Source organism: Crinalium epipsammum PCC 9333, from assembly GCF_000317495.1.
Classification (GTDB): domain Bacteria; phylum Cyanobacteriota; class Cyanobacteriia; order Cyanobacteriales; family PCC-9333; genus Crinalium; species Crinalium epipsammum.
This window is the reverse complement of sequence record NC_019753.1, coordinates 415,949-427,924: the sequence shown is the minus strand read 5'-3', so window position 1 is coordinate 427,924 and position 11,976 is coordinate 415,949. Positions and strand designations below refer to the sequence as shown.

The 11,976-nt window shown below is 41.3% G+C and carries 10 protein-coding genes and 1 tRNA gene; 5 read left to right on the top strand and 6 right to left on the bottom strand.

What is annotated here, in order from left to right; translation table 11 throughout:
- Nucleotides 1-195 precede the first annotated feature (195 nt).
- On the bottom strand, nt 196-2,241 hold the full coding sequence (locus CRI9333_RS01645) for a hypothetical protein (protein WP_015201461.1): 2,046 nt from the start codon (nt 2,239-2,241) through the stop codon (nt 196-198).
- A 220-nt stretch (nt 2,242-2,461) separates the two neighbouring features.
- Between CRI9333_RS01645 and CRI9333_RS01640 the strand changes: the two genes are divergently transcribed.
- The 4 genes from CRI9333_RS01640 (at nt 2,462) to CRI9333_RS24610 (ending at nt 8,572) form a co-directional block, all read left to right on the top strand.
- A complete protein-coding gene (locus tag CRI9333_RS01640) occupies nt 2,462-2,707 on the top strand; it encodes an SDR family oxidoreductase (RefSeq protein ID WP_015201460.1) in 246 nt (81 codons plus the stop codon).
- 80 nt (nt 2,708-2,787) lie between these two features.
- A complete protein-coding gene (locus CRI9333_RS01635) occupies nt 2,788-4,242 on the top strand; it encodes a hypothetical protein (RefSeq protein ID WP_015201459.1) in 1,455 nt (484 codons plus the stop codon).
- Nucleotides 4,243-4,281: 39 nt separating this feature from the next.
- Entirely contained in the window at nt 4,282-5,841 is a 1,560-nt protein-coding gene (locus CRI9333_RS24615) for a DUF1822 family protein (protein WP_051035324.1), read from the top strand.
- A 235-nt stretch (nt 5,842-6,076) separates the two neighbouring features.
- A complete protein-coding gene (locus CRI9333_RS24610; RefSeq protein ID WP_015201457.1) occupies nt 6,077-8,572 on the top strand; it encodes a CHAT domain-containing protein in 2,496 nt (831 codons plus the stop codon).
- A 46-nt stretch (nt 8,573-8,618) separates the two neighbouring features.
- Here the strand turns inward: CRI9333_RS24610 and CRI9333_RS24605 are convergent, their stop codons facing one another.
- Together CRI9333_RS24605 and CRI9333_RS01615 are read right to left on the bottom strand one after the other, a co-directional pair.
- Nucleotides 8,619-9,449 (bottom strand): alpha/beta hydrolase, encoded by an 831-nt coding sequence (locus CRI9333_RS24605; protein WP_015201456.1) that lies wholly within the window; start codon nt 9,447-9,449, stop codon nt 8,619-8,621.
- A gap of 128 nt (nt 9,450-9,577) precedes the next feature.
- Nucleotides 9,578-10,240, bottom strand: coding sequence for a hypothetical protein (locus CRI9333_RS01615; protein ID WP_157462225.1), 663 nt, complete (start codon nt 10,238-10,240; stop codon nt 9,578-9,580).
- Between the two features lie 377 nt (nt 10,241-10,617).
- On the opposite strand from CRI9333_RS01615, the gene CRI9333_RS01610 reads away from it, so the two are divergent.
- A complete protein-coding gene (locus tag CRI9333_RS01610; RefSeq protein WP_015201454.1) occupies nt 10,618-11,022 on the top strand; it encodes a hypothetical protein in 405 nt (134 codons plus the stop codon).
- Between the two features lie 121 nt (nt 11,023-11,143).
- On the opposite strand, the gene CRI9333_RS26400 is transcribed toward CRI9333_RS01610, so the two are convergent.
- From CRI9333_RS26400 to CRI9333_RS01600, 3 genes are all read right to left on the bottom strand, one after another.
- The gene (locus CRI9333_RS26400) at nt 11,144-11,311 is read right to left on the bottom strand and encodes a hypothetical protein (RefSeq protein WP_015201453.1); all 168 of its coding nucleotides are present in this window, start codon (nt 11,309-11,311) and stop codon (nt 11,144-11,146) included.
- Nucleotides 11,312-11,580: 269 nt separating this feature from the next.
- Nucleotides 11,581-11,814 (bottom strand): DNA cytosine methyltransferase, encoded by a 234-nt coding sequence (locus tag CRI9333_RS28225; RefSeq protein ID WP_015201452.1) that lies wholly within the window; start codon nt 11,812-11,814, stop codon nt 11,581-11,583.
- A 19-nt stretch (nt 11,815-11,833) separates the two neighbouring features.
- A tRNA-Thr gene (locus tag CRI9333_RS01600) sits at nt 11,834-11,906 on the bottom strand.
- Nucleotides 11,907-11,976 lie beyond the last annotated feature (70 nt).

The following is an 11,976-nucleotide window of genomic DNA, read 5'->3' as shown; positions in this document are numbered from 1 at the left end:
AAGTTTTATGGGGTAAGGATTCCCGATTCGGCAAACTCAAAACAAAAATTAGTTCTCAACAAGTGATCGTGGTAACTCAAGCTATGGGGTTGTGTGTATTGTGCAAATAGCCATCGAAAAGGGTAATGTAATTGTTTGATCTATGCAAATTGCTAATTTTGCTATAGTCATAACTTAGTTTTACAATTGTGGCTGTTATTTACCCCATTCTGCTATTTGCAATTTAACAGTGGGGTAAATTTCCGCACTTTTAGGTATTTTCTTGGCTGTGGCGATCGCCAGTTTTACGTTACTGTCTGCTTGGGATTGTGCGATCGCATATAGTTGATCGCTCCAATTGTTAATAGCTTCAGTTGCCTCTGCTCTGTCACCACTTGAAGTTGGAATTGATGAAGCTGCCCTTATTGCTCGGCTAAGGCTCTCCGCAGTCCCCCCATTGGCTAGTGAGTAGGCGTTCTGTAGATTAGATGATGCGGTAGCATCTACATTTTCATTTTGAACTGGGTTAGGTGCGGATCTTTGTTTGGTGGGTAGTCGGGTTTCGGTTTCAGTTATTTCAATATTGCTGTTGGAATCTTGGGCAATTTCTTGTGATTCTGTTGAGTTGCTGGCTGTGGGCGCAACTAGAAGTTGCCTAATTATGTTTTTCCAAGTTGCAATTTGGGAACTCGCCTCCCCGTATAATGCACGCCCCTTAGTAATCTGCCTAGCTATGCTTATTGCTGTCCTTAAATTATCAACATTGTTGCTGCGAGCATAGCTTTGAGCTTGTTCAAGTATTGGTCTGTCCTGTAGAGTTTCTACGATGCTTGACCATTCCCGAACCTGTTTTGAGGCGGTTGGATATAAGGCACGTCCTGGTGAAATCTGTTTGGCTGTATCAATTGCGGCGAGTAAATCTTCTGTTTTATTTCCAGCGGCGAGGGCGTTGGCATCATCTAGAATTGGTTGATCCTCGATGGATTGGATCTGCTGTCGCCACTTGTAGGCTTGCCGCTGCGCTTCACCATATCGTGGGTTATTGAGCGGTATTTTGTTGATCTCATCTATACCTGCAAGCAGATCATTAATAGATCCAGGTGCGGCTAAATCTCGCCCTTCGGTCAAATGTTGTACGTCTGTTATTTCCAGTGTCCATTTGAAAATTAGCTTTTGCGCTTGCTCGAACAACGGTCGCTCACTTTTGAGTTGTCTCGCCATTGCGATCGCAGCTTCCAAATCACCAACCTCCCCTTCATTTGCGCGTCCAACTGCGGAAGCTAAGTCGATGATGTCTTTTGCCTCAGCTTCCAGTGTTGGCTCTGGGGGGATGTTTTTAGCTATTTCTAATGCTTCTTTCCACTCGCCGCTGTTAAGTTTGTTTTTAGCGATTCTTACTAGAATTGTCCCACTTTTAGTAATTAACTCTGCACTCTTTTTGAAAATTAAACTTGTAGGGGGAATGCTTTGGGCTATCTTAATTGCCTTGTATAAATTTTCTACTCCTCCTTGCGATACTAGATCGAAACCGATATCTAACTGTTCATTTTCTTTTTGGGTTAATTGCAATATGTCTATAAGCTGGTTATATTTGATGTTGCCCCAATACTCATTTCCTAACTTTGTGAGTTTGACAGCTTCAGGAAAAACCTCTGACCACTTTAAACTTTTGATGTAATTAATTGCCGTATCATAGATTTTTTGAGCAGTTGACCAGATTAATTGCCATTCTTTAATTTTGGCGATCGCCATTGGTGTTATTTTTGGGTGTTCCGGGATTTTTTTAGCTGCGGCGATCGCCTCATCTAGTTTCCCCTCTTGGAAAGAATTATTTGCTAACTCAAGAATATCTAATGACCACTTTTCTATCCGGCGTTCAATTTCTGAATGCAGTGGGTGGTCTTCTGGTAGGTTGTTAATTAGTTCAATTGCTTCTAATAGATTATCAACTGTTTGTTTGTTAGCGGCTAATTCTGCACAATATAACCGTAGCGATGCGCTGGCAGTTGGCATAAACAATTTGGGACAGTTAGGTGCTGATGGCAGCTTGAGTAACAGTGACACGCCGATAAAGCTTAATCCGCCAGATACGATTAGTGTTAGCGCAATCCATACTTGCCAAGGTAATTGCCATTTAGATTCTTGAAATTGCTTTTTTGGGATTGCTTCTGTTGATGGAATATATTTTGAATTGGTGGCTTTAGAGAAAATGTTGACGACTGATGAACTTGATTTCTTTTGTTTCCCAGATACTTGAGGCATACTATATTATTCGACCATAGTATATTAACTGCTGGTTAACTTTATATACTTTTTAGTAAAATCGCATCATTCTTCGGTTAAATTATCAAAGCTGCTTGAAATTGATTTGTCTCTAGTTAGGTATTTAACTACCAGCCCAAGATATTAATTTTTATCAAATTAATATAGTACTCTCTTGAAATATCTGGCTACTATAAAAAGAAAATTCAACTGTTCAGTTATGCAAATAAAAGATAGTGTCGTGATTGTGACTGGGGCTTCATCAGGAATTGGGCTATCTACGGCAAGGCTGTTAACCCAGCAAGGTGCCAAAGTGGTTCTAGCGGCTCGCAATGTGGAAAAATTAACAGAAATTGCCCGTGAATTACCAGATAGTTTGGTTGTCCCTACAGATATGACTAATTTCCAAACCATTAAAGACATGGTACAGAAGACAGAATCAACGCATCACGGTAGTTGCATTTAAGATGGCCTCAAAAAAAACTTGATTGTGGTTCCGAGCGATTATGATTGCGGTCTACAACACCTACTAAATAGGAAGTCAACATGATAAAACGAGAAACCATTATTGAAAAATTTTCAACGTTTCTCAATTTCACAGACTATGACGGGCGCATTGTTATCAGTTGGAAGTCCAATCATGAGTTGTTAGGTAACATGAATTGTCTGGTGGAGTCAGATAGAGAAGCGAAAGAAAACTTTTGGGCACAATACTTTTTAAAATCTTTGAAAGAGTTATCCCAAGAAAATGATAACAACGCAGATAGACACCTGTTTGCTTATTTGCAAGAAATGGCATTTTGGGTATCCCAAAAGACACGACGTAGGTTCCAATCTTTTCAACACAGATACACCTGGGAAGATTTCTTCCAGATAGCCAATTTAGCAGCTAGTAACCCAGCAAAACTTTTTGAAAAATTTGATCCCAAACTTGGCACTATCAATGGCTATGCTCAGAAGAAACTGCAAGGCATTATCAACGATATAGTTTATCAAGATGCTGAGGTACGCGGGAGAAAGTATTCTGACTGGGGACTCTTGCGGAAGCTGTCTAAGAATGAACAAAAGGAAGCTCTATTAAAGGCTGGACTACTGGAGCCGGAGCTTCAATGTTATCTATTAGTTTTGTCTTGTTTCTGTGAGATTTATGTTCCCTGTGTAAAAATTGGTATTCGTAGCCTGCCGAAACCCACGAACCAACAACTTGAACAAATTGCTGCTCGTTACAACCAACTGAAGCATCGACTGTCTGGTTCCACCCCACAATTAGATAAGGTTTTTGACAAGAATCACATTGAAGCGGTTCTAGAAACCTGTATTAAAGCTGCACGAAAATATTTAACGGTTGAAGTTGTTCCTATCGACAACCCTAAGGATATTCCTGATTCAGTTACCAATTTATTAGATACAGCTTCGCAAAAGGAAGAATGGACTCAAGTCAACTCTATTCTGTCAAAAGCATTCAACGATCTACCTGACGTTGCCAAGACAATGCTCACTCTCTGGCATGGTTTGGAATTGACTCAGGCTGAAATTGCAACGTTACTGATGGATGATCCCAATAAGCAGTATCAGGTTGCTCGCCAAGCGAAACGGTCTTACCGGTCGCTGCTGGCACCCTTCGCCCAGTGGAAGTTGAGCCAAGCTAAAGCCGATCTAAACATTTGCCTGACTGATGATGCGATCGCTCGGATGAAAGAACCTTTGGATGAGTGGTTAGCGAACCATTGCAAAACTTGCTTCTACTCGCTGCTAACAGAAGCTTGCAATAAAAATATTGGAGCAGAGGAAAAGCGGCTTTTGCAACTCTACTATCGTCACAAATGGAGTGAACAAGGATTACCTGAGGTAAACCTTAAGCAACGCTTACAGGAAATTTTGAAGCACTGCATAGAAACTACTCTGCATATTGCTCTCAGTTCACCGAGTCCAGCAGATGAAATAATTGCTGCCTTTGTAGAAAAATGGCTCCAAACTATTCCACCTGAAATTATTGAATAGACCGAAGGAATAATAATGACGTTTTGTTTGAATCAACTAATGACTGTTTACCCCGACCAGCTATGGTCGGAGTTCTCATGGGAAGAGCAAGACCAGGCATGGCGGCAAGCCCAAGACCACTCTAATGATGCTGCTCGATGGAATGCCTATCTCAACAACCTCTGCATGAAGACTTTTGTTACCTGGCTTGAAGAAGAGCCTGATTGGGAGGGGCCGTCTTTAGTGTTGCCTCATCCCAGCGCCCTAGCTGGTTTCTGGGAGGTAGTCAATGGCACGGCTATTACTTTTGGGCTGACGCGACTGGTTCTAATTCCATGTGAAACAGATGACCTCAAAGAATTTTATGTACCACAGGAATGGGTAGATATTCCAGACTGGGTCGCTGACTATTACATTGCTGTGCAGGTGAACCTGGAGAACCGCTGGCTACGTTTTTGGGGGTATACCACTCACCGCCAGCTCAAACAAAAAGGAAACTATGACCTGATTGCTCAGACCTACTCTCTGGAGCATGAGGATTTAATTGAAGACCTCAATGTAATGTTAGTGACGCGGGAACTCTGTGTTGAAGCAAAAGTAGCAGTCAAGGCACTGCCATCTTTGTCCTCTACAGAAGTAGAAAAATTGTTGGCGCAACTAGGGCAGCCGTCTCCCTATTCTCCCCGACTAGATGTTTCGTTTGAGCAGTGGGGAGCGCTACTAGCTAATGATGAATGGAGGCAGCGTCTATACCAACAACGGTTGGCGAACTTGAAAAGTGAAGCTGAAACTGTTCAGGCTGATGTACCCAGTAAGCGTCGAGTAAACTTAAGCCTCTGCTTACAAGGGAACTTTGTTGAAGCCATCAAGTCCGGTTGGCAAATGGTTGAAGAGTTTTTGGGTACACAAGAGTCTAATTTAGCTTTTAGTGTTGGAAGTGGTCTTAGAGCAAACTATCCCTCGAGCAGCTCAGTCGCGGATTTGACTAATCTACTATGTACTAGCCATGATGAGGAAGTTCTTTGGATAGCTGCTGAACATTTGGCACAAATTGCTCCTGGTCATCCAGAGGCTGTTAAAGTTTTAACTAACCTACTGCGTACTAATCAGGATGAGCGCATCCGCCTAAGAGCCGCTCACGGACTAGGAAAAATTGACCCTGGCAATCAGGATGCTATTAATGCGTTAGTTGCTCTACTGCGTAGCAGTCAGAATGAAGAAATTCTTTGGATAGCTGCTGAACACTTGGCGCAAATTGACCCTAGCAATCCAGCAGGTGGTATTAGACTGACTAAGTTGATTGACTTAGAAATGCAATTGACTCCCCACTCTGTAGAATTGCTTGTTGCTCTGCTGCCAAAAGCAGACCAAGAAGTGGGCATTCTTCTGCGAGTATGCGCGATTAGTGAACAAAGTTATTTGCCGTTAGGTCTCAAACTCATTGCGCTTGATGAATTAGGGGAACCAGTGCTGCTTCCATCAGAAGAACCTCTGGAAGTTCAATCTGGAAAGGCTGATAACTACATTCAGCTACACCTCACGGCTCAACCACCAGGGGACCAATTTAGTGCCAAGATTGCTCTGGGAGATGTAAGTATTACTGAGGATTTAGTAATCTGATTAGTTAATTTTTACCACAAGATGTCAGTGGGTAAGTTAGTTGTCCTAGTGGCAACAGAATTTACTCATTCGCCACTCAAAGGTGGCTCGACAATATTTAGCTAATTTCCTTTAACCCGGAACAGGCTAATTCCTGAGTTATATTTCTGTATAAGCGTCAAAGTAGCTTTGAATAATATCAATGTTACGGAAGATTGTGTGACTGACCTGGAAAAATACCTAGACGGAGACAGCAGTGGGCAAGTTAGTTGTCTTAAGAGTAAGGGATGGTGACTTTGAGAAGGGTTTTAACGTCACGCTTGAGATTGGAGAGGATGGCGCTCCCCCTTCTACTGTAATGGAAGGCACTCGCTGCTTGCCTGCTGCACCGTATATTCCCGAACAGTACAGCCACTGGAAGTCAAATTATTTTGAACTCAATGGCACAGCAGAGCTATCTTTTCGAGTAAAAGCTGGAGGGGGGACTGGAACACCAGGTACATCTTCTGAAATTCAAAAGAGGGAGGAAGAGAAGCTTTTCGAGACGTTTGAGAAGCTTAAAGCAGAGTGCCGCAAATCAGCTCAGAAGGTAGAAAGCAGCATCAATAGCTGGCTCAACTCTAACGCGTTTCGACCCATGGAGCAGAAATTACGAACGGAGTTGAACACGTTTGAGGAAGTTCGGGTGATCATCCAAACCGCAGACAACAAGATACAAAAATTACCTTGGCATGTCTGGGACTTTTTTGAGGCGTTTCCCAACGCTGAAGCTGCTTTAGGTTCGCTAGAGTATAAACGCGTCAAAAGATCTGCGCCAGCAACCCTCAAAGATCAAGTCAAAATTTTAGCCATTCTAGGCAATAGCGAGGGAATCAATGTCGAGAAAGACCGAGAGTTTCTAGAAAGTTTACCCAATGCAAAAACTCTCTTTCTAGTAGAGCCTAAACGAAAAGAATTTGACAAGCTTTGGGATGAAAGCTGGGACATTTTATTTTTTGCGGGCCACAGTTCTAGCAAAATAGATGGTCAAACTGGTCAGATTCAGATAAATCCCAACGATGAATTAGCAATTGAGCAATTAGAAAATACTCTGAGTCAAGCAATTAGAAACGGGTTGCAGCTAGCGATTTTCAACTCCTGTGATGGATTGGGATTAGCACGAGGGCTAGCAGGTTTGCATATTCCTCAAACTATCGTTATGCGGGAGTCAGTGCCAGATCGGGTTGCACAAGAGTTTTTAAAATATTTTCTCAAAGCTTTTTCCAGTGGTAGCTCTTTATATTCCTCGGTGCGGCAAGCACGAAAAAAGCTACAAGAACTAGACGATCTAGAGGAAGAATTCCCTGGCGCAACTTGGTTTCCTGTGATTTACCAAAATCCAGCAGAAGTGCCTTTAAATTGGAAAGACTTGCATAGTCATACAAACTGGGAGCAAAACTATAAGCATGGTCTTGAATGGTTCCTTAAAAAACTAGATGAACTTTTTGATAGAAATGTAATTTCAGCTAAGTGGAGTAGCTACTTTAGCTTAAGAAATCTGCTAATTTGCTTTGGAATTTCCCTAGCATACATCATAATTCTGACGTTACTCAGTTATGTTCTTGCTGGAGAAAATCCTATATTCAAAGCAGAAAATATATCTACTCCCGCTCGCATCCTGGTAGGTATAGTCTCTTTGCTAATACTTACTTCAATGGAAGTGAGTAACAGAAAAGCCTATTTTGATGCTACTGCTGGTAAGTTTGGTTTTTACCAAAATCATTATAGTTTTATAGAGACATTTCAGCAAAATTTTATAGTTACAGATAACCTTGATAAAACCGATGCTAAACTTGATAGCTTAATTCTTAGCTTTATTGATAAGCAAACTTTCTTTAGCAAAAAGAAATGGAATAAAGTAGCTTTCGCACGTTGGTTAGTGAGAGGAATAGGAGGAGTTATATTTGGATTTGCACAATACTGTTTAACAGGAGACTGGCTAAATACTATTTCTGTCTTGATAGTAGCCTTTTTGTTTGGATTTGCATACGCTGCTGGAGCTACTTTTAGTTTTGGTATTGTCTCTCTGTTTGGTAGCAAATTTAAGTCCATTGGTGTTTATGCAAATTTCTTTTGGAATATCTACTCTCCGCTAGCTCTTATTGCTGTTCTAGGTCTTATTTTCATGGCAAAAAAGATCAAGTTTGGGTTCTCAGGTCTTTTTGCTGGAACATTTATTCTTGCCAATATGTTTGGGATTGCAGCAGGATTTTTTACTTCTAGCTCTGCTTATTTAACACTCTATGTAGTTGGGTTTCCGTTGATAGTTGGTTTTTTTAACTGGCTATCATGGGGAAGCTCAAGAGTTTTTCTCAAATATTTATTAAACTGGCTAGGTAAAGATGATGAGCAGTTACTGGGATTTATGGACAAGCCAAGGCACTGGAGCGGTTTGTTCATGCTAGCGCTGCTAGATGTCCCTCTAAGTTTGATTTTCTCTTGTGGTATTATCGTTACTCTAATATCTGCTACTTATTGCCTAAATATTACATATTTAATCCCGCATGGCTTGAGTCCATTACCTATAACAGAAGTAATTAATGGGATTATGACAACTCCTTTGAGAGCAAAATATTTTGGGATAACGTTCATGTTTCTAAGTCCATTTCTGGTCACTTTTATTCATGTAGTAATAGTTCTACGTGCAATTGCCATGGAAATGCTATCTTTTATGCAACAGTTGTCCAAGCCCCTTAATCAATCTTTCCGTTGATTTCATGTCACAAGTATAATAGTTATTTCATCGTAAGTTAGCTAAGTTAGCTTTGAAAAAAAGAAATGATGCGTTCGGCAATCTTGAAGCGATCAAAATCTTCAGTTAAAACATGTGCACTTCGCGGATAATTAATCCATTCTTCTACGTTATTACCCAAGGCAGCAGCCAGAAGTGAACCGCTATCCTTGCTAATAGTTCTGTCATGTGCCGCAGTCAGAAGTAAGACGCGAGTTGAAACTTGATCTAGCCGCTTTAGGACATCTAGACGCAGGCCTTCTAACTGCAATATTGCGGTCACAGGCATTGATTTATAGCCCATGACATCTGCCTTAGCTTCACGCCGTCGAATCCCTGGCCCCAACAATAACGGTACAGTTCCCACCAACTTCGCCACAGCTTTGTTGGCGAATGCTTGAACTGCCAAACCTGACCAGAGCGGTAAGCTGTAAGGCGTTGCGGCAACAACAAGTTTTTCGAGCTTGGCTGGTTGATCGGTAGCAAGATCAAGACCTAAAAGCCCACCCATGCTGTGGCCTACTACATGCACAGCCGAGTGTTTCTCTGCCAGAGCTATAAATTCCTTTTCAAACCATTTAATCCAGGCTTCATAAGGTGTTTTAGCTAAATCTTCAACTTGTGTGCCATGTCCTGGCAACAAAATAACCCGTACCCGAAACCCAGCATTAGCTAATAATTGAGCTAATGTTCGATACGCAGACGGATCACCCGCAAGGCCGTGTACACATAAGACTGCGTAAGGAGCATCAGGCTGACCTAGATCAAAGGGTTCAGCTTTCGAGGGTATTGCCTTCGATGTCCAGATACCAGGTTGATCAGATGAAGGAAGCCGTCCAGGATTTAGTACATACTTCATATAACACCTCCCTAAATTAATATTGCACTCTTTAATATCGTGAGATTTCCAGATGGTTCTAACTGGATGAAATAGTTGATCAACCTAATGCCAGAGATACAGTCGGGTATTAGGTTGCTACTTGATTTTTACTTGATTAATTGAAGAATTCCATTGATTATTATTCCCAACAGGGAATTCTGCTGAGGGGTAGCAGGAGCCGATGGTTGGCTGTCCCGTTCCGAGGGGGCAGGAGATGGGGACTGATTGCTTGTCGGCGGAGCAGGAGGAGATGGTTGATTGCTGCTATCTGGAGTGGAAGAAGATTGAGAATTAGTACACACGAAACCCCATTTGTAACTCTCACTATTTTGGGGATCTTGCTTGCCTACCAGACTAGGGTCATTTGAGTAAGCTATCGTTCCTGCTTGAATTCGAGCGACCGTTTCGCAACCATTTCCGCCTTCAACTGAAAAATTCCCTACTGCAACCCAAGCTCCATTAACCGTCATTGAACCCCCTTTTGAGCCACGCGGGAGAAGCCCTGAATAGCCTTGACATGAAGCACTTGCCTCTTTTTGCAAGGGAACCATAGTCCCGCCGCCTGGTATCCAAGCGAGAAACTCAACCTTAGCTGCGTCACGAACTGAGGGAGTAAATTCAACGCACACCTTTGTCTTATTATTTTCTTTTGAGAAAGAAACGCTGCCCCCTCCAGAATAAGCCAAGGCTTTGACGGGAAGTAAAACTATCACCAATGCTGTAGCACTGACTGCCCACTTTTTCGTCACGTACATGTTGAAAAACTCCATTTCGTTTTAGCCTGCATTCATCTCTCGGACTAGAATCTGCAAAATATGCAGGTCTAACGAAGAAAGTGGCAGCAACTTGCAGTCCGCTGATTAATTGTAAAGTTATGTAACAAAAAACTGAACTATTGCATAAAACTCTTGCCTTGAACTGAGAAGCGTATGGGAGAGAGCTAGAAATCCTTTTCCTCTCTACTAGGCATAACTCAATTCAATTAATTCTATTTCAAGGAAATTCCCATGAAAATTCTGATCGGCTTAGCATAGACCACCCAATTTTTGTCAATGCTTCAAATTCCCGCACTAGGGCGTGAAGCGGACGTTTTAGTTCTATTGCTACTCAATCCCCTAAACCACATTTTTTGAAAAAATCATTGCATATGAAAAGCGAGAAAAAAATACAGTTTGGTGCTATCGCGCTAGTATCATTATTGTCGCCACTTACATTCTTGAGCGAGGCTCATGCAGAGCGAGTAATTGGTGGGGTTAACTTAGCTGAATACTGCACTCGCAAGTATGGTGCTCCAGTAGTCTTAAATCCTCCCTATAACGCATTCACATGGGTATGCAGGGTTCAGTCTAGTAGTCTAGGAGCTAGTGCTGGGGGATCATTTACAGGTCCTGAAGGTAGTGTTAGCGGGCAAATCTCCACATCCGATTTCGGTATCTCTGTTCAGGAAGTCTGCGAATTAGAGTATCCACAAGACCAGCCTTGGAAGCGACGTGCGATCGCACGAGTGACTAATCCTAGTAGTCCATACAGTTGGGTTTGCGTTGTTCCTTAACAACTGTTTAACCTTCATGTCCTCCTTAAAAGAGGACATGAATCCCTGGTCAATTCAAACCATATATCCTATGAGTAAGCTGCTACGCAGCTAAATTTAATAAACAGCATTACCTTTGTTTTTAATCATTTTCTAGTTTAACCACTTTGCTTATAGCGCTACAGACAACTTGAACTACCACCGCTCTTTCAGGAATCTTGTCTTGAATCTTTCTTCTTAATAAAATGCTTGGTAATTTTCCTGAAAATGTATTTTGCTTTGCATCAAGAAGCTCTTTGATTTCCTTCATTCTTTTAGATAGGGAAGAAAGCTTACTTTTGTTTACATCCTGTTTGTAGTAGTGAAATTACAACTGTTTATAATACTAAAAACTGTTGTTATAGTGAAATCTGTTTGTAGCAGTTAGCAGTTAGAACTGTTTGCAGTAACGAAAAATTATTAAAATAGTGGAAGCTGTTTTACTACTGATTACAGGGATAAAATAGACTCCCTTTACGCCATCGTCTCTAATTCATAAAGGGCGATAGCCCTATTGTTAGCTGCTACCAAGAATAAGTGTTACCTAAATCTATCTGATTTAGGATTTATAACAAGCAGCAAATCAAAGTTTGGGAGTTCATCCCCTTTTATATTTGTAATGTCTCCATAATTTGTATGTTTAAAATGTTTTGTATAAATCTGTATTGCGTATTTATCTATTTCTGAATATCCAATACATTCCCAATCTGTATGTGTATCGTGTATTGCTTTTTCAAATCCTCCAATACCAGAGAATAAACTAAAATACCTCATGCCTGTTATAGTTAAAAGGAGCCGAACATAGGACTCGAACCTATAACCTACTGTTTACAAAACAATTGCTCTCCCAGTTGAGCTAGTCCGGCTTACAGGATGAAGTATAGTTAGATTAATTAATGTGTCAATGGTTAAAAAATGTCACCTTATTTTTAAAAA

What these genes read in the sequence shown, in the direction of transcription:
- CRI9333_RS01645 (WP_015201461.1), bottom strand. Translation starts at nt 2,241, where the DNA reads ATGCCTCAAGTATCTGGGAAACAAAAGAAATCAAGTTCATCAGTCGTC.
- CRI9333_RS01640 (WP_015201460.1), top strand. Translation starts at nt 2,462, where the DNA reads ATGCAAATAAAAGATAGTGTCGTGATTGTGACTGGGGCTTCATCAGGA.
- CRI9333_RS01635 (WP_015201459.1), top strand. Translation starts at nt 2,788, where the DNA reads ATGATAAAACGAGAAACCATTATTGAAAAATTTTCAACGTTTCTCAAT.
- CRI9333_RS24615 (WP_051035324.1), top strand. Translation starts at nt 4,282, where the DNA reads ATGACTGTTTACCCCGACCAGCTATGGTCGGAGTTCTCATGGGAAGAG.
- CRI9333_RS24605 (WP_015201456.1), bottom strand. Translation starts at nt 9,449, where the DNA reads ATGAAGTATGTACTAAATCCTGGACGGCTTCCTTCATCTGATCAACCT.
- CRI9333_RS01615 (WP_157462225.1), bottom strand. Translation starts at nt 10,240, where the DNA reads ATGGAGTTTTTCAACATGTACGTGACGAAAAAGTGGGCAGTCAGTGCT.
- CRI9333_RS01610 (WP_015201454.1), top strand. Translation starts at nt 10,618, where the DNA reads ATGAAAAGCGAGAAAAAAATACAGTTTGGTGCTATCGCGCTAGTATCA.
- CRI9333_RS26400 (WP_015201453.1), bottom strand. Translation starts at nt 11,311, where the DNA reads ATGAAGGAAATCAAAGAGCTTCTTGATGCAAAGCAAAATACATTTTCA.
- CRI9333_RS28225 (WP_015201452.1), bottom strand. Translation starts at nt 11,814, where the DNA reads ATGAGGTATTTTAGTTTATTCTCTGGTATTGGAGGATTTGAAAAAGCA.